Origin of the sequence: Segetibacter koreensis DSM 18137 (assembly GCF_000374045.1) — a bacterium.
In the GTDB taxonomy this organism is placed as follows: Bacteria; Bacteroidota; Bacteroidia; order Chitinophagales; family Chitinophagaceae; genus Segetibacter; species Segetibacter koreensis.
Window position 1 is genome coordinate 38,525 of sequence record NZ_KB893320.1, and the last position, 16,996, is coordinate 55,520.

A 16,996-nucleotide genomic window follows, 5' to 3' on the forward strand; every position below is an offset into this window, starting at 1 on the left:
TATAAGGCTGTAGAAATATCAAAGTTGTTGGATATTAACATAAACACTATTACCAAGATTAAGAAATTAGGAATAGCTGCATGAGTTTTGATAAACGGCTGGTATAAAAATTGATGCAATAAATTTATCCTAAGAAAAACCCGTCTTCCAATATCATATCCCCCACGTGGAAAAACCTTCTATTTTTAGGAGGTTTTTTGTTTACTTCATTTACATATTAGGTATTTAAGGGTTTAAAATTGGTTGCAGAATAAAGATAAATAACCTCTACAGGTTTTTGAAACTACATTTTTTATTAAGCATTTTATAAAACTACCTGATTTTGCAGATGGTTTTCTAATGGGAGTCGGAATAGGTTTAGTTGGCCTTTCTCTGTGGTATAACAAGGTTAATTCTGCTTCGTATTAATAATCTCTTACCTGCATACCTTTTTCACTGTCCTCTACCATAGCTATGTGTTTTGCACAATCCATTGAAAGGATGTAATTAGTTCTTTTCTTTCCACCCCTACCATCAACCCTATTTAATAAGTTTATTAAATAGCTTCTACCATTGAAATCTCTTTTGCAGTATCCATTGTAAGTACATAATCCTTACTTGGTCTGCCTCCGGTACTTTTTAATAAGTTTATTAAAAAGTCTTGTCCTTCTCTAAAACCATACTTATCAATACGATCATTAATCCAGTTACCAAACTGTTGTTTACTTTTTAAATAGGAATGTAAACCTTTTGCTGATACTGCTGGTTCACCATTACTTTCAATAATTGCTGGAAATTGCTGTTGTGTTGTTTGCGTTTGTACAAACTTTTAAATCATTGTAGTAGAATCTATACAATTACTGGAGAACTTTTTAACATACTAAAAACCCTATTGCATTTCCAATTTATGTTCCATACCTTTCTTGAAGAATCAAAGTGTAGACATTAAAAATAATTTAGGGAGCAATTATGTGCTTGCCAGCTTGTACCCCCACAAGAGTAAAGTACTGCTCCCTATTCTTTTATCAATTGATTTTACATCCAGAACTCAATTATAACTAATTAATTTAATGAATTATTTATAATGTTAATATAAAAGGTATTACTTTTAAGTAAGTAAAATTTTTCTTTTTCATGAAGGCTGGATTTCTATCCGGCTTTCTTTTTTTATAGCAATTGCAACCATTTATAAAATGTTAACATCTTAAAGGGAGGAATAAAGTCTCCGTTTTTTAAAATCCTCCTAACAGAAGCCTTTACTTAACTGTGAAGGCTTTTTGATGTGACAGATAATGCAGCTTTCACCGTTAAACTTCAAGGTAGAAAACGGAACATCCATTTTGATAACCTCTGCTCTCCCACTTTTGCCTTTTGTAACCACAATTATTAAAAAATTTTAATAGTTATGGCAGGGATAAAAAATTACTTTTATCCCTCATCCAAATACTATTTGGTAATACCAGCCTTGTAAAGTAAAAAATATCCTGTGCTTTCTAAATTTAAACATATTTTGATTGTAGATGATGATCCTGAAGATATAGAAATGCTGAAAGAATCTCTTACAAAAACTTGTTCCGATTTGAATTTTATACTTGTAAATAATGGCTCTAACTTACTGGATATTTTGCAAACAACTACTCCACCCGATTTAATAATCCTTGATATTAACATGCCTGTCATGGATGGTAAGGAGTGTTTAAAAGTTATCAAAAGCAATCCACTAATGAAAGCAGTACCGATAATGATGTATTCCACTTCAACCAATAAAAAGGATATTGAAGCATGTTATTTATTAGAAGCTGATTATTATGTAATAAAACCACGCTGTATGGAAGAATTAAATCAACTTAGTAAACAAATATGTGCCGGAAAGATAACATCTTTTATAAAGTAGAAAGTTCATTAAAGGATGTAATCTTACTCAGCTAACTACTTTTGTTAAAAAACTCCTCTGCTGTTAATACTGGTTTATTGTTCCAGTCTGCATTATATAACCTGCTAAAGATATTTATAGTTTCATCTATTGAGTCAGGCTTAGTCAAATATAAGTTTACTCCAGCATCATAATAGTTTTTCACATTTTCGTTTATAGTTGCACCTGACAGCACTATCAACGGAATTTCATTAAGTTCTCTTGCAGAACGTATTGCAGAAACGCACTCATCAATAGTTTTGAAAGGCATATTTCCATCAATAATCACCAAATCAGGTGTTCCCATTAATTTGATAACTTCCAAAATTTCATCACAAGTACCAGCAGGCGTAATGGTTACAGGTAATTTAGATAAGAATACAGCCTCCATGTATAGCTCCATGTCATCCATATCGTCATCAGCTATAAGTATATTTTTATGCATGTTGGATTACTTAGATCAAATAAGATATTTCAAAGAACCAAAATATGAATTTAGTTTCAAGAAAAATAAAATGAACAAAAAAAGGAATGCTTACAACGGCACTTCCGGTAAAAAGTCTCTTGGTGAACAATCAAACACCTTAGCAAGCTCGTTAATATGATTTAAATTATACTTTGCCCTGTAATTAGGGTTTTCAATATCACCAATAAATCCAATTGATTTCTCCAGCAAGTATGCCAGTTCTTTTTGTGAATATCCCTTCTCTATCCTCTTCTTTTTTACTACATCAATCACATACTGCTCTATTGGAGAATGAAGTGATTTTGCCATTGTATTTGTGCTTCCACAAATAATCATCTCCGTATAATTTATTTCACACGTACACGTATGTGTATTATATTTGAGCGGGTCATAATTAATTAATTTATACATTCTCACACAACATGAAATCAAAATTTACCACTTTTTGTTTAACCGTTTTCCTCCTCACCTCTTGTTCCAGCAATCACTACCATGATGGTACATATCATGCTCATGTAATGATTTATGACGTAACTGTTAAGATTGATGGTAATGATGTAGAAACTAATAATTCAGTGACCGGAATAAAAAAAATAAAATGCAAGCAGTACAAGGATAGGATTGAATATGATGAAGGCAATGGTACTACTACAGTCTTAACAGCTTTGGCAGACGGATCTCTGAAAGTAAATGATTTGATAACATTTAAAAAAATTAATTAAACACAATAACATGTGATTTAATTAATTATTGGTGTGTTTACTTTTGACCTTTAACTTATTTTAAAGAGTATGGCAGTAACACAATCAGACATAGAACTATTTCTTAACCCATCTTCTTTATTAAATATTTTTACAAATTCCCTTACTAATCATGTTACAAAGAAAATATTCAGGATAAAGGGTATTTACGCTATAGGAAATGGTATTAATTATCGAGGATTTTATTATGATAATTTGAAGGAGGAAACTTCCGATACCTGTATCACTTTAGTAGTTCCTGCTATAATAAGAAGCCAATTAGCACCAGAACAAATTATTGAATGCACTGCATACCTGACAAAAAAGGTACAATTAAACGGAGGCAGAATAGATCTTCAGGTAAACGTAGTTGAATTACTTTCACAAAAGCAATCTTCCTTTACAGATGATCAATTAAAAGCATTTGAAATACTCCAGAAGAAAGCACCAGTATATTTATGACAGAGATCCAAGAGAACTAATCTTCCAGTTTAAAAAAAGAACACTAATACACTTTACAGTAGATGCTGATGAAGTGTATATGACTACTAAACTGGATAAGGAAAGTACAAGATACTTACCCTTTAATAAAGGCTTTAATAACGGTAAAAGTAATCCTCCTAACCCTTTCGGATATAAAACAGAATACTTATGGAAAGAAGTATTATCTAAAGATAGTTGGATGGATATTATTGGCAAGTTCATTCATGTTCAATCCGAAGAAATAGAAGATAAAACAACAGGTAAAAAGCATACTAAAGAATCTATCGTTTTTCCACGTTATCATCAGTTGGATGTTGTGAGAAAATTAGCTACAGATGCTAAAAAAAGAGGTGCAGGTAAAAACTATTTAATTCAACATAGTGCAGGTTCAGGTAAAAGTAATAGTATCTCTTGGTTGGCTTACAGGTTATCTTCCCTCCATAGTGATGAGGATAAAAGGGTGTTTAACTCTGTTATTGTCGTTACTGATAGAAAAGTACTGGATCAGCAGCTTCAGAACAATATTTATCAGTTTGAGCATAAAACTGGAGTTGTTCAAAAAATTGATAGGGATTCAGACCAATTGGCTAAAGCTATTGAATCAGGAACAAACATCATAATAACTACCCTTCAGAAATTTCCTTTTATTATTAATAAAGTAGGTGTATTACCGGATAGAAAATATGCAGTTATTGTAGATGAAGCTCACAGTTCACAAGGTGGAGAGGCTTCTAAGAAAATGAAAGAGATATTAGCTGTGAAAACGTTAGAAGAAGCAGAACAGGAAGAAGAAGCAGAGGATTACAATGGAGAAGATTATGTCAGGGAGAGCATGAATGCAAGGGGAAAGCAGACTAACCTTTCCTTTTTTGCATTTACCGCTACCCCAAAGGCTAAAACTTTAGAAGTATTCGGAGAAGTTGATACGGATGGAAAGCCAGTTCCTTTTCACCTTTATTCTATGAAACAGGCTATAGAAGAAGAGTTCATTTTAGATGTGCTGAGAAATTATACTACTTATAGCCTGTACTTCAAATTATCCAAACAAATTGAAGATGATCCTGAACTGAATAAAAAGAAAGCAGCTATAGCTATTGGAAGGTTTGTTTCCCTTCACCCTCATAATATTGCTCAAAAGACAGAAATTATAGTCGAACACTTCCGACAAGTAACCCTGAAAAAAATAGGGGGTAAAGCAAAAGCAATGGTGGTAACCTCATCAAGATTACATGCTTTACGCTATTATCTTGAATTTAAAAAGTACATCCAGCAAAAAGGTTATGGTTATATTAAGCCACTTGTAGCTTTTTCAGGGAAGGTAGTAGATACAGCTTATCCTGATGGTGTTACAGAAGTAGAGCTAAATGGTTTTAAAGAAAAAGAACTACCAGAAAAATTTGGTACAGAGGAATACCAATTATTATTAGTAGCAAATAAATACCAGACAGGATTTGATCAACCTCTTTTACATACCATGTATGTAGATAAAAAGCTATCAGGAGTACTGGCAGTACAAACCCTATCAAGGTTAAATCGGACAGCAGCAGGGAAAGAGGATACTTTTGTCCTCGATTTTTCAAATGACAGGGAGGTAATTTTAAGTTCCTTTCAACCGTATTATGAAAGTACTACCCTATCAGAAACTACTGATCCCAATCTCTTATATGATTTAAAACACAAGCTGGATGCAACCCAAGTTTATCAGTTTAGTGAAATAGATAATTTATGCAAGATATTTTTTGACAAAAATGCTACTGAAAAAGATCAGAAAGGATTATACTCATTAGTAGAACCTGCTGTTCAGAGGTATAACCAGTTAGAAGAAGAAAAACAGGAGGAATTTAAAAGGCAGTTAACACAGTGGATAAGGCTTTATTCCTTCCTATCTCAAATTATTCCCTTTCAAGATGTAGAACTGGAGAAGTTTTATGCTTACGGAAGATTGCTTCTTGACAAGCTACCAAAGAAAGACGTTACAGAGCGTTTAAAGCTCACTGATGAGGTATCCTTGAAATACTACCGTTTACAAAAAATAGCAGAAGGAAGCATTGTTTTAGAGGCAAATGGAGGTAATGAATTAAAAGGTGCTGCTGAAACTGGAATGAAAAGGGATAAAGAAGAAAAAGCAAGGCTTTCAGAAATCGTGGAGGTATTGAACGACAGGTTTGCTACAGATTTTACTGAAGGGGATCAATTGTTCTTTGATCAAATTGAAGCGGAGTTAGTAGCGGATGAAAAATTAATACAACAGGCACAAAACAATACAATAGATAACTTTAAATATGGTTTTGATGAACGATTTATAGAAAAGTTGATAGATAGGATGGATCAAAATCAGGATATTTTTAGCAAAATACTTAATGAGAAGGAGTTTGGAGACGTAGTAAAAGCCTATATGCGTAACAAAGTTTTTTCTTCTATACGTGCAGCTATTTAAATTTCACCAGCGTAAAAGAGAACCTAAACGCTCTCCTATACCAGCAAGAGTTCGTTATGGATATTAAAAAGCAAACTTTCTTGAAACAAATTTATGAATGAGTTACCTTTTATTGATGATCCAATTCATTTTCACCAAGAGCTAAAAAGAATTGCTGCTTTAAGAAAACATGGGAAAGTAAAGAAGGATAGAATATATAGATTGACTAAAGAAGAGAGAAAAATAATACATGCAAAAACAGGAGGTAAGTGCCATGTGTGTGGCAAGGATGTTTTGGTAGATAAATTTGAAGCAGATCATGTTAAATCCCATTCGAGTGGAGGAACAAGTTTAACAGACAACTTTTTACCCACCTGTAGAACTTGTAATAATTATAGATGGCATTACTTACCTGAAGAATTTCAGTGGATTCTAAAGTTAGGTATTTGGGCAAGAACACAGATTGCAAACGATACTGCATTAGGAAAACAAATGAGTAGCACCTTTATAGAACGCGAAAAAATAAGAGAAGCACGAAGAAGAAACCCAAGAAATAAAGGTTAGGAGTTACAGAGGAGCTTTGAGAAAATCAATTTTCTAAAGCGATATGATAACAATATTAAAAGGAGTTTCATGATTTAATTTATCCCTCCTTAATATATTTTTATTATAATTAATAATGGCGGAAGCTTTTAGCCAATCTTGCAGGATAAGCTGCTCCCCTGAAAAAGATACTCCTTTTTGTTTATAATAAATTGCCTTTTCATTTAGCTTACTTTGGGCATTTAAAATTAATATTGTGAAGTGGTAATGTCAATAGTTGATTATTATAAAACAATCTTGCGTTATAGCACTACATCTAAAAAAACCTAATCGTGATATGAATGAGAAATTCAAACATGAAAAACATGGATGATTTAAAAGATTGCCTTTTTAAGAAGAATGATAAAATTGACATAAATCATAAAATTGATAGTGCTGAAATTCGGGTTATAGGAGTAATTATTGCGGTAGTAGGTATTATTTTAACTATCAGTAACCTCTGATTTCTGACAAACGCCTCTAATATAAATTCTTATTTTCCTTTTTTATATGAAACAATTGCTTTTTTCGATTAACATTCGGTCTAACAAGTATGAAGAACATATTCCTGCATTAAAACATATTGCTTTTGAGATAGCACAATACAATGCAGGAACGTACGGCCTACACATGCCTGAAGGTTTTATTAAAAGCTTATCGGAGGATGCTGAATGTAGAATGCTAACTTTCTTACCACTAAGAGATGATAATTTTCGGATAGGACATAACAAATTAGAAGGATATGTAAACTATGGAACAATTACAATAACTGCAACGGATTATAAAATATATCTATGAAAATAACAATTGAACTTAACTGAAGCTGCAATAAAAGATATTATGAAATTACGTTAAAGAAACTGAAGATAAATTTAGACCAACTAAGGAAGTATATAAAGAAACAACGGAACAACTGTAAAATTTAAAGGCGAAACTCGTAGATCCTGTTAAAAAGTAATTGAAAGCTGGAAATGGACAGGAATTACAAAATCTTATCAGAAGCTGTTAAGTATCGACGAGCTAAATATTTAAAAGGAATGGAACAAATGAAAGCCAGAGCATTTGAACCCTTAGAATTGAATTATGAAAGGTATGATGAGGTTGAAACTTATGTAAAATCGAATTTGACTTCAGAGCAGAAGCAACGGTTGGAAAATTTATTTAAAGTAATTGAAGGCTTCGAAACCCCTCTCTCATTAGAAATACTCTCATCAACACATTCTATAATTAATGAAAAACCTGAACTAACTGAAATAGAAGTTTTTGAAAGAATCCAAGATTGGAATGAAAGGAAAAAGAATTTAATTAAACCTGAGCATATTTCCATCGCTGTAGACCATCTTCCAGAATATGGGAGTAAACTTCATTTTGGGTAAATAGCTTAAACTATGGAAAGAGTTAGAAATAGTAGATAAGCTGAAGTTTAAAGATTAGCAACTATTCCTGTTATTATCTCTCAAGGTATTACATGATGTTTTTATTAATGCATCATTAATCCGGAAATATCAATCTGCTCCAAATAGGGCTCTAACTGATCTGTACTACTAAAGGAGCGTTGTATTTTAAATCTATTTACGCTGGCTGAATAAGCAACTTCAACATAAAAAGCATATATCTATACAATAAGATACAATGATCTTCTTTCTGCCTATCAGCTACAAAATCACCTTCATTCCATATTAGTTCAGTTTGCTCATCTTCCGTTAGTGATTTAAATGCATATAAAGTCATACAAACCGGATTTACTGTAAAGGTTATAAATTTACCAACTATGATAATAACTCTAAAAATTATCTTTAACCTATCCTGTGGGTGGTTATTCATTATGGTTCTATCAACCGTGATTGCAATGGCAGTAGCAGGTATGAATATGGCAAAGCATCGAACACCACTGACTTCAATAACTTGTACACATATTTTGCATTTGGATTTGCAGCAATCCGGTTGGTGGGAAGTATGTTCGTTAAGGGTAAAGATGTGAACTGATGTAAAATTTTTAATTAATTTAAATTATGAATAAACTATCACAATATAAAATCATAACGGGAGAGAGTGTAATTGAAATTGAACAAAATGTAAATGAAAACATTAATAATGGATGGGAAGTGCAAGGTGGAGTTTCAGTCATGTTTCAGCAATCTACAAAATCCTATACTTTTTGTCAGGCTATGGTTAAGGCAAAAGCAATGATAGGTGCAAAAGAATTAGATTAGTTAGAGCCTTCTTTAAAAGTTGAAGGTTAACAAGTATCTAACGCAATAGCGACTATAAAGGATGTTTGACAACATCAAAAAGAAGTCCAATGTGTCGGAAATGTGTCGGAGCAAAAAATAAGAAGGAGCTACTTTTCTTGTAACTCCTTGTCTTTCAAGCTCCCCCTTCAGGACTTGAACCTGAGACCCTCTGATTAACAGTCAGATGCTCTAACCAACTGAGCTAAGGAGGAATTTTTTAATTCTTATGTCAGAATTGGGTTGCAAAAATAGGGGATAAAACATACCAGCAAAAATTATTTTTAATAAAAATTCTATCTCCTACACTTCTGCTTATTATTCCAATTAATTTCTAACAAAAGGATATAATTATCCCTGTTTTATCAAAAATACCCGTCATTTAAATATATTAAGCCAACTGCTCTCTTCAAAACCTATAAATATACCGGCCTCTCTTTCCTCTACAGCAAAAACCTTTAAATAATAACCCTCGCCGCTAATATTTCGTCCGGTTAAAAGATTGAACTTGTACCGATGTAGAGGACAAACTATGTTACCTGTTGCATCAATAAATCCATCTGCGAGTATACCACTTGCATGTGGACACTTATAGGCACAGGCAAATAATAATTCATCCCCAATTTTTGCAAGAGTTATTTTTTTGCCGCCTGCTTCTATAACTGCTAAGTTATTTTGCTGCCAGTTAATCTCATTTTTATTATCAGCGACTTTATACCATTTAATATTTTTATTGCCCATTACCAGAAAAAAAATCAGTTTTATATGGAAAGCGTATCTCGTATAATTCTCTAACTTTTCTCATAATCGTTTCACGCAATTCATCAATGTTTTTTCTTTGAGTTGCCGAAATAAAAACACAGTTACCTTGGGTAACGTTTTCCCATTTTTTCTTCAGGTCTCTTAAAATCTCCTGCTTCACATCGTCTTCAAGCCATTTATCAAAAGTATTTTGTTCGTATAAATCCATCTTATTGAAAATGGTGAGGATCGGCTTTTCGAAAGCTCCTAACTCCTGCAGGGTTTTATTTACGACTCCGATCTGCTCTTCGTACTGGGAATGAGAAATATCAACAACATGCAATAAAATATCAGCTTCTCTCACTTCGTCAAGCGTGCTCTTAAAACTTTCTACAAGATGATGAGGAAGCTTTCTAATGAAACCAACAGTATCACTCAACAAAAAAGGAGTATTTTCATACACTACCTTGCGGGTGGTAGTGTCAAGCGTTGCAAACAATTTATTTTCAGCAAAAACTTCGCTCTTGCTTAAAATGTTCATAATGGTGCTTTTGCCTACATTCGTATAGCCAACCAATGCAACACGAATAAATTCGCCACGGTCTTTTCTCTGCGTGAAAGCTTGCTTATCTATCTCGACAAGTCGTTTACGAAGCAAACTAATTTTGTCCTTAACAATACGACGGTCAGTTTCTATTTCCGTTTCACCGGGTCCTCTTGAGCCAATACCACCTCCTTGTCTTTCAAGGTGACTCCACATTCCCCGTAGGCGGGGTAAAATGTATTGGTATTGCGCCAACTCTACCTGCACTTTTGCTTGTGCCGTACGGGCGCGACTGGCAAAAATGTCAAGAATAAGATCGCTCCGATCAATTGTTTTTATCCCAAGTTCTTTTTGAATGTTGGAAATCTGCGATCCTGTTAGTTCGTCATCAAATATGGCAAGCTGTATCTCTTTTTCCCATACGTAATCTTTTATTTCACCCAGCTTACCTTTTCCAATAAAGGTCTTACTGTCAGGATGAGAAAGTTTTTGGTAAAACGTTTTAACGGCAATAGCACCGGCGGTCTCTGCTAAAAAAGCGAGCTCATCAAGGTATTCTTTTACCTGTGCTTCATTTTGTTCTTTAGTTACTAAACCAACAAGAATGGCTTTTTCCTCCTCGGCTATTTTATTTTTTTTATCGATCAATTGCTACTTTTTTTAAAGATAATATTAAAAAAGAAAAGCCACCGGCTTGTAACCGGTGGCCAGCCAAAAAATATATTTCAAATTATAAGCCACTAATATAAATTCCGATTGAGTACGGTCTAATTGCATCAGGACCGGCCCCGGTTTTCAACAGCGAAGTGACCTGGTAAGCGCCATAGATGCCGAAAATACCATAACCAATCCTTGCAGTGGCAGCTAACCTTGTAGAGTTAAAAAATTTCTTACTGCTTTCCTTTTCAATATAATTATTTATTGTACCACCACTTTTGTTTTCAAGTGTTTTTCCTTTTGTATATGCCTTTAACAACGTACCTACTTTAACTCCTAAAGCTATTTTTACTGCTTTATTTGCATTTTCCGGGTTAGAAGAATATCTTAGTTCTACAGGAGCTTCAAGAAAAATAGTGGTGAGTTTAAATTTTTTGAAATGATTGAGTGAGTCAACATTAGTAAATGGAAGTGTTGAAGAAGCTGACTTAACATCAACATAAGTTTTATCAAAAAAGATATTACTGCTTCCAATACCCAGGCCTAAACCTACGCTAAACTTTGGATTGGTTTTAAATGGTTTATCAAGCATTACATAAGCATTGAAAAAACGTGAAAAACCTTTTGGGCTTATACTATCATTTGTACCTGACCAGTTATCAAAACCATATTGAAACATAAAATGATCATTGGAGCGGTTGCTCAGATCAATTTTCTTTGGGTTCTTTTTTTCAGTTGCAGGCTGTGATGATATGATCGTACTATCGGTTGTTGGGTTTGCAGGAATGGTTTGTGAATTAACGGCCAGCAGGCTGAAAATACAAACCATAGTAAAGAAAAATTTCTTCATAAAGTGTTTTCTAAAAAAATAAAGTTTTGATGCAGAAGTATTAGCTTTCTGCAGGCAGTTGTTAAGAAAGTGGCAAAAATAACTGAATTGAGTTCATGTAATTGGTTAAAATAAAGTCAAAAGAAAAGGAAGTGGATATTTGTAAAAGGGTTTTTTATATTATTTGTAATAATGCCAACAATAAAAGGAGGGTAGGGAAATTTTAGAAACGTTTTACCTTACGGAAAAAATAATAAAACATCATTAAATAAAATGTTTTATTATTAAAATTAATATTCTTAGAGCTGTAAAATTATAAGGTAAATTTTTCGTTATTAATGAATTAAATCATTTAGATACTTTAATTTAAATATTGATGATTACTGTTGAACCAAATGAAAAGTCTACCTCTGTGATAAATAATCTTCCGCATATTATTGCCAGTGAAAATGTTTCGATTGATATTAGTATGTTGTACGAGATCTCAGGTAATGATGAAAGCTTTATCATTACAATGTTGCAAACATTTCTAAGAACAATGCCGGGAACAATAAAAAAAATGGAAGAAGCTCTGGATAACCAGGATTGGGAAAATGTGTACAGATCTGCACATTTTGCAAAGTCTTCACTTTCGATTATTAAAATAGGTGAAATGTTTGATACGGTAGTGCAAGCAGAACTAATTGCAAAAAACGAAACAGATTTGGATCTGTTACCTGGGCTGATAAAAGAAATAAAAGAAAAATATTTCTTTGCAGAAGTAATTCTTAATGAAAGAATTCTGTCGAAATAATACTTTTGGCAAGGTTGTAAAGAAAGGTTTTATTGTTTGTAAATTAGCAGGAGATTACAGAGACAACTCTGCAATAATCAGATAAATATGAAAATTTTAGTTGCTGAAGATGAACCGCTTATGTTAATGGCTATCGAAGCCAAGCTGCGCAATGAAGGGTTTGAAGTAGTGGGGGTTTCCGACGGTCGGGAAGCACTTAAGGCTTTGGAAAGCTTTGTACCTGATATTATCATTACCGACATTTTAATGCCTTATACATCGGGTCTTGAATTTATTAGTATAGTGAAATCAAATGAATACAAAAAAGTTCCTATCATCGTTCTATCGGGCCTTGGCCAGGAAAATACGGTGATGGAAGCGTTTCAGTTAGGAGCTGATGACTTTTTAACAAAGCCATTTAACCCGACAGAATTAGCGGTAAGGGTTAAGCGATTACTAAAAATGCCCAACGGTTCTGCTAAACGCAGTTAGACGAGAAATAGTTGATACATAAAGTAAATAGCACAAAAAAAGCGAACGCCTTAATTTTTTTAAGGCGTTCGCTTTTTTTAATTATAGTAGTATTTAATCACTATTCTGCTTCAGCTACCACTTCTTTTACTTCCGGAATCATCCGTTTCATCATTCCTTCAATTCCTGCTTTAAGCGTAATCATGCTTGACGGACATCCGCTGCAGCTACCTTGAAGCATCAGGTTTACTACACCATCATCATAGCTTCTGAACTGTATGGCACCACCGTCCATTTCCACTGCAGGCTTAACGTAGTTCTCTAAAAGTTCTTTTATCCGTTTTACAACATCATCATCGTCTGCACTTATAAAGTTTGTTGCGTCAGATTTTGTTACAACAATATCCTCTTCATTAACTACCGGGCCGCCATTTTCAAGATAGTCCTTTAAAAATTGTTTTATAGTAGGTATTACATCCTGCCAATCATCTGTATCGACAGTTTTAGTAAGTGTTACAAAATTGCTGGCGATAAATACACTCTTAATAAAAGGAAAACTAAAAAGTTCCTTCGCCAATGGAGAGGGCCCTGCAGTATTTTCATCAGGAAAATCAATACTCTTTCCGGGATACAAGAGTTTATTGGCAACAAATTTCATTGTTTCCGGATTCGGTGTCATCTCTGTATATATACTGATAACGGGATTGCCTGTTTTTATCATAATCTTAAATTTAAAAGCCTAACAAAGGTAAGAAACACAGATTTAAAATAATAATAATTATCGCCTGCCGGTCGGCTCAATACCCATTTTGCGCAAATCATAAGTCACTGTTAATAACGTTTTACAGTAGAAAAAGAGGTCTGAATCAAATGAGACCCGAAAGAAATAAGATAACGTTTCTACAACTTTTTATAATCTTACTGCGACCGCCCATTTGTAGTTTTCAACAGTTTTCAATTGTTTTTAAACTTTTCCCTATTTTGCTCAGCATGACCAACGATTTGCTTTACCAGGTTGCACTTACTCTTGTTCCTAACATTGGCCCTGTACAAGCTAAAATACTTACTGAGCAATTTGGGAATGCAGAAAATATATTTAAAGCATCAAAAAAAGAGCTTGGAAATATAGAAGGTATCGGAGAAGTACGAGCTAAAAGTATAAAACTGTTCGATAATTTTTTAAGCGCTGAAAAAGAAATTGAGTTTGTTGAAAAACATAGAATTCAACCGCTTTTTCTTACTAATGAAAACTATCCGAAGCGCTTGCTCAATTGCTATGACTCTCCAACTCTATTGTACTATCGTGGAAATGCAGATGTAAATGTTTCGAAAGTAATAAACATAATCGGTACAAGAAATAATACCGATTATGGACGGCAGGTAACAGAACAATTAATTAATGAGTTACAAAATCTGCAGGTTTTAATCGTGAGTGGACTTGCTTATGGTATTGATGCGATCGCCCACAAAGCTGCTGTTCAAAACAATCTTCCAACCATTGGCGTACTTGCTCATGGCCTCGACACTATTTATCCCTCTGCGCACGCTACTCTTGCAAAACAAATGTTGTACAACGGAGGGTTGCTTACAGAATTTAGAAAAGAAACACTTCCCGACAGGCATAATTTTCCAAGACGTAACCGGATAGTGGCAGGAATGGCGGATGCAACAATAGTGATTGAAACAGCCGTAAAGGGTGGGAGCATGATAACCGCGGAACTTGCAAATGGTTATAACCGCGATGTATTTGCCTTTCCCGGGAAAGTGACTGACAGCAAGAGTGCCGGCTGTAATCATCTTATTAAAAATAACAAAGCCATTTTACTTACCGACGCCACACACCTAGTAGAAATACTTGGCTGGACGACAAAAAAATCAAAACCTAAAAAACAAAAAGAATTGTTTATTTCCCTCAGCAATGATGAGCAGGCACTAGTAGATGTTTTGAAACAGAAAGAAGCCGTGCATATAGACGAAATTTTTTTGAAAAGTGGTTTAACAAGCAGTACAGTGGCAGCCGCAATGCTTAATCTAGAATTTCAAAACGTAGTTGCCTCTTTGCCCGGAAAGATGTACAAATTGTTATAGTGAGAGAGCTATTATATGGAATAACGGTTGAATTAAATAAGTTTTTTATTTGGCAGGATCTGTGGTTGCCAAAGCAGACGCACTGGATATAGAGACTTACTTACTGGCTAGCGATTGTGCAGAAATTAAATGAGAGAAAAGCCTGCAAGAGTTATTGCTGCCGGCTCTTCTCTTGTTGATACAATTTGCATTTTACCGTTTATCTAATGTCGTAGAGCTTTGATCTTTTTCAATGTCAGTTTTTTTATCAGAAGCACCAGGTAGGACTGGCGAGCCGTTGGCACCTACTTCTATAAAAGCATTATCAGTATTTTTTTCAGGAGCTTCCTGTTCAATAAATTCCCTATCGTTATTCATACATTTATAAGTTTTTTACTAAAATTTTATTTCTGTAACATAGCCTTTATGACCATGGTCGTCTCTCTGTAGTCAGTTTAACTTATTACTATATATTCTTTATAACACCCTTGGTATGTTTCGTAAGAGACAGACTTTTTAATCCTTATGTCCTTTCTTTTCAGCTTCTCTTACATTTTTTTTAATCGGGTCAAACGTTGTATCCTCATCTTTTTCATCTCCTGCGGCATTCCCGGTTTTTTTTCCTCCGGTTGTTGTTAAGTCTCCTTTTGCCTTATCGTCATCACTGTCACTTCCCATGCCGCCTTCAGAAGCACTGGATCCACCAGTATTTGTAACCCTGATTTCACCCGTGCCAGTTACCTCGAGTCTATCCGTTTCTATCTCAAAATCTTCAATAACGGTTAACATATCAACCTCCTGTTTTTAATGTTTATAATAAAAGAATACTAATTGTAGAGATTGAAATTATCATGCCATTTTAAATAACCTGGCGGTAGGAAAAAATTAGCTAATGCAGTCCCTATTCTTCATCTTGAAGTGGAAATGCCTTCGCAAGTGATAAGAGGAAACAGTTTGTATTAATTATTTTAGGAAAGAAAGAAATTATCAACCTTTTTCTAAAGTATTAATAAAAGGAATAGTAAGAAAAAAATTAATTATTCGTTAGGAGTAAACAGAGAGTAAAAGCCGTTAATAAAACAAGTGGCACGTCAGCTTCGGCGCAATTGTAAGTACCACTTGTTTTCATCTGGTTCGCAAGAAGCGTTCCCTGGTCTTAACGGTTCATCTTGATTTAAAAACCTACTGCATTCCTTCGGGTAGAAGTGGATAAGGGCAAAACATAGTCAGAATAAGATTTAATCTTTACTGACTATGTTCGATTTATCTATTGATATTGAATACAAGGGCCCTGATCTTACTATATTGGATTTTCCATCTTAAATTAAAAATTCGGCTCGCAAAAGGACATTGTACTAATTCCTTCCATCTTTTTTATCCTTACTATGGCCTATTATATAACCACCTGCACCACCTATGATACCACCTATAATAGCTCCTTTACCTTTTTTCTTACTAAAGATTGCTCCTGCAGCTGCACCTGTTCCGGCGCCAATTACAGCTCCTTTAGCAGCTTTACTCCAGCCTTTCTTCTTGGTCTCTGTCGTTGTAGTGGTCGTGGTTCCTGTATCGCTTGTGCCAGTTCCGGATGTTCCATGGGTACCATTAGAAACTGTACTGTTTCCTGAGCCAGATGTACTTGTATCTGTAGCAGGTCCGGATGTGCCTGTTCTATGGGTATGAGTGCGGGTATGATGAACAGTAGATTTTTCTTTAGTTACAGTTGTAGCTGGTTTTGCTGAAGCACTTTCTTCCTCTTTAGGTTGCACCTTTACATACTTGCTACCATCGTTTGAGACAATTGTGTCATTAACTCCGTTAACCTGTACCTCAGTAGCTTTATCTGTAAAAGCGTTATGAGTTGTAGTTGCTGTGTCTGTAGTGGTTACAGATGTAGCTGTATCAGTTCCTGTTTTAGGATTGCTGTTGCAAGCTGCAAAAACTGCAGTTATTGCAAAAATGGATAATATTCTTTTCATAATTTTCTTTTTAACGGTGATTTTATTTCTGCCTTTTACATGAAAGTATAGGCAGTTGTAAGTTGTTTTATACTAAACGAATAATGATAGTGTTTATGCGAATTTGTTGGTTTTGCTGGTAGATACC

General features: G+C 34.2%; 25 protein-coding genes and 1 tRNA gene. 13 read left to right on the top strand and 13 right to left on the bottom strand.

The window, feature by feature from the left end; translation table 11 throughout:
- Positions 1-404: 404 nt before the first annotated feature.
- On the bottom strand, positions 405-536 hold the full coding sequence (locus tag B154_RS33795; protein WP_083934940.1) for an antA/AntB antirepressor family protein: 132 nt from the start codon (positions 534-536) through the stop codon (positions 405-407).
- Complete coding sequence (locus B154_RS33800; protein WP_083934941.1) at positions 536-766, bottom strand: antA/AntB antirepressor family protein; 231 nt, start codon at positions 764-766, stop codon at positions 536-538. The genes B154_RS33795 and B154_RS33800 overlap by 1 nt, the downstream gene beginning before the upstream one ends.
- Positions 767-1,465: 699 nt before the next feature.
- Between B154_RS33800 and B154_RS27975 the strand changes: the two genes are divergently transcribed.
- On the top strand, positions 1,466-1,873 hold the full coding sequence (locus B154_RS27975) for a response regulator (RefSeq protein WP_018613211.1): 408 nt from the start codon (positions 1,466-1,468) through the stop codon (positions 1,871-1,873).
- A gap of 31 nt (positions 1,874-1,904) precedes the next feature.
- On the opposite strand, the gene B154_RS0107940 is transcribed toward B154_RS27975, so the two are convergent.
- Complete coding sequence (locus tag B154_RS0107940; protein WP_018613213.1) at positions 1,905-2,336, bottom strand: response regulator; 432 nt, start codon at positions 2,334-2,336, stop codon at positions 1,905-1,907.
- Between the two features lie 90 nt (positions 2,337-2,426).
- Positions 2,427-2,666 (bottom strand): helix-turn-helix domain-containing protein, encoded by a 240-nt coding sequence (locus tag B154_RS0107945; RefSeq protein ID WP_026260044.1) that lies wholly within the window; start codon positions 2,664-2,666, stop codon positions 2,427-2,429.
- Between the two features lie 113 nt (positions 2,667-2,779).
- Here B154_RS0107945 and B154_RS0107950 point away from each other — a divergent pair, with 113 nt between their 5' ends.
- The 7 genes from B154_RS0107950 to B154_RS0107980 all read left to right on the top strand — a co-directional run bounded on the left by B154_RS0107950 (position 2,780) and on the right by B154_RS0107980 (position 7,954).
- Entirely contained in the window at positions 2,780-3,079 is a 300-nt protein-coding gene (locus B154_RS0107950) for a hypothetical protein (protein ID WP_157580567.1), read from the top strand.
- A 69-nt stretch (positions 3,080-3,148) separates the two neighbouring features.
- Positions 3,149-3,559: a hypothetical protein gene (locus B154_RS0107955; RefSeq protein ID WP_018613219.1), complete on the top strand. Its 411-nt coding sequence runs from the start codon at positions 3,149-3,151 to the stop codon at positions 3,557-3,559.
- The gene (locus tag B154_RS0107960) at positions 3,522-6,017 is read left to right on the top strand and encodes a type I restriction endonuclease subunit R (RefSeq protein ID WP_018613221.1); all 2,496 of its coding nucleotides are present in this window, start codon (positions 3,522-3,524) and stop codon (positions 6,015-6,017) included. Before B154_RS0107955 ends, B154_RS0107960 begins: the two co-directional genes overlap by 38 nt.
- Positions 6,018-6,110: 93 nt before the next feature.
- Positions 6,111-6,560: an HNH endonuclease gene (locus B154_RS27980; RefSeq protein WP_018613223.1), complete on the top strand. Its 450-nt coding sequence runs from the start codon at positions 6,111-6,113 to the stop codon at positions 6,558-6,560.
- A 320-nt stretch (positions 6,561-6,880) separates the two neighbouring features.
- Positions 6,881-7,042, top strand: coding sequence for a hypothetical protein (locus B154_RS32210; RefSeq protein ID WP_018613224.1), 162 nt, complete (start codon positions 6,881-6,883; stop codon positions 7,040-7,042).
- 46 nt (positions 7,043-7,088) lie between these two features.
- Positions 7,089-7,376 carry a hypothetical protein gene (locus B154_RS0107975; RefSeq protein WP_018613226.1) on the top strand — a complete coding sequence of 96 codons (288 nt, stop codon included), beginning with the start codon at positions 7,089-7,091 and terminating at the stop codon, positions 7,374-7,376.
- A gap of 173 nt (positions 7,377-7,549) precedes the next feature.
- Complete coding sequence (locus B154_RS0107980) at positions 7,550-7,954, top strand: hypothetical protein (protein ID WP_018613228.1); 405 nt, start codon at positions 7,550-7,552, stop codon at positions 7,952-7,954.
- 196 nt (positions 7,955-8,150) lie between these two features.
- Here the strand turns inward: B154_RS0107980 and B154_RS32215 are convergent, their stop codons facing one another.
- A complete protein-coding gene (locus tag B154_RS32215) occupies positions 8,151-8,309 on the bottom strand; it encodes a hypothetical protein (protein WP_157580570.1) in 159 nt (52 codons plus the stop codon).
- A gap of 81 nt (positions 8,310-8,390) precedes the next feature.
- Between B154_RS32215 and B154_RS32220 the strand changes: the two genes are divergently transcribed.
- Together B154_RS32220 and B154_RS0107995 are read left to right on the top strand one after the other, a co-directional pair.
- Complete coding sequence (locus tag B154_RS32220; RefSeq protein WP_018613232.1) at positions 8,391-8,564, top strand: hypothetical protein; 174 nt, start codon at positions 8,391-8,393, stop codon at positions 8,562-8,564.
- A gap of 26 nt (positions 8,565-8,590) precedes the next feature.
- Positions 8,591-8,791 carry a DUF1737 domain-containing protein gene (locus B154_RS0107995; protein ID WP_018613234.1) on the top strand — a complete coding sequence of 67 codons (201 nt, stop codon included), beginning with the start codon at positions 8,591-8,593 and terminating at the stop codon, positions 8,789-8,791.
- A gap of 159 nt (positions 8,792-8,950) precedes the next feature.
- Here B154_RS0107995 and B154_RS0108000 read toward each other — a convergent pair.
- The 4 genes from B154_RS0108000 to B154_RS27985 form a co-directional block, all read right to left on the bottom strand.
- Positions 8,951-9,024: transfer RNA gene (locus B154_RS0108000), tRNA-Asn, on the bottom strand.
- 163 nt (positions 9,025-9,187) lie between these two features.
- Positions 9,188-9,550: a Rieske (2Fe-2S) protein gene (locus B154_RS0108005; protein WP_018613236.1), complete on the bottom strand. Its 363-nt coding sequence runs from the start codon at positions 9,548-9,550 to the stop codon at positions 9,188-9,190.
- Complete coding sequence (hflX, locus tag B154_RS0108010; protein ID WP_018613237.1) at positions 9,540-10,742, bottom strand: GTPase HflX; 1,203 nt, start codon at positions 10,740-10,742, stop codon at positions 9,540-9,542. Before hflX ends, B154_RS0108005 begins: the two co-directional genes overlap by 11 nt.
- 82 nt (positions 10,743-10,824) lie before the next feature.
- The gene (locus tag B154_RS27985) at positions 10,825-11,601 is read right to left on the bottom strand and encodes an outer membrane beta-barrel protein (protein WP_018613239.1); all 777 of its coding nucleotides are present in this window, start codon (positions 11,599-11,601) and stop codon (positions 10,825-10,827) included.
- Positions 11,602-11,956: 355 nt separating this feature from the next.
- Between B154_RS27985 and B154_RS0108020 the strand changes: the two genes are divergently transcribed.
- A complete protein-coding gene (locus B154_RS0108020; RefSeq protein WP_018613241.1) occupies positions 11,957-12,373 on the top strand; it encodes an Hpt domain-containing protein in 417 nt (138 codons plus the stop codon).
- Positions 12,374-12,460: 87 nt separating this feature from the next.
- Entirely contained in the window at positions 12,461-12,844 is a 384-nt protein-coding gene (locus B154_RS0108025) for a response regulator (RefSeq protein ID WP_018613243.1), read from the top strand.
- 100 nt (positions 12,845-12,944) lie between these two features.
- On the opposite strand, the gene B154_RS0108030 is transcribed toward B154_RS0108025, so the two are convergent.
- A complete protein-coding gene (locus tag B154_RS0108030) occupies positions 12,945-13,544 on the bottom strand; it encodes a NifU family protein (protein WP_018613245.1) in 600 nt (199 codons plus the stop codon).
- Positions 13,545-13,813: 269 nt separating this feature from the next.
- Between B154_RS0108030 and dprA the strand changes: the two genes are divergently transcribed.
- Positions 13,814-14,911, top strand: coding sequence for a DNA-processing protein DprA (dprA, locus tag B154_RS0108035; protein ID WP_018613246.1), 1,098 nt, complete (start codon positions 13,814-13,816; stop codon positions 14,909-14,911).
- Between the two features lie 192 nt (positions 14,912-15,103).
- Here dprA and B154_RS32225 read toward each other — a convergent pair whose 3' ends face one another.
- The 3 genes from B154_RS32225 to B154_RS30605 all read right to left on the bottom strand — a co-directional run bounded on the left by B154_RS32225 (position 15,104) and on the right by B154_RS30605 (position 16,869).
- Positions 15,104-15,268 (bottom strand): hypothetical protein, encoded by a 165-nt coding sequence (locus tag B154_RS32225; RefSeq protein WP_018613247.1) that lies wholly within the window; start codon positions 15,266-15,268, stop codon positions 15,104-15,106.
- A gap of 138 nt (positions 15,269-15,406) precedes the next feature.
- On the bottom strand, positions 15,407-15,679 hold the full coding sequence (locus B154_RS0108045; protein WP_018613249.1) for a hypothetical protein: 273 nt from the start codon (positions 15,677-15,679) through the stop codon (positions 15,407-15,409).
- A 566-nt stretch (positions 15,680-16,245) separates the two neighbouring features.
- Positions 16,246-16,869 carry a YMGG-like glycine zipper-containing protein gene (locus tag B154_RS30605; protein WP_018613252.1) on the bottom strand — a complete coding sequence of 208 codons (624 nt, stop codon included), beginning with the start codon at positions 16,867-16,869 and terminating at the stop codon, positions 16,246-16,248.
- Positions 16,870-16,996: the final 127 nt, after the last annotated feature.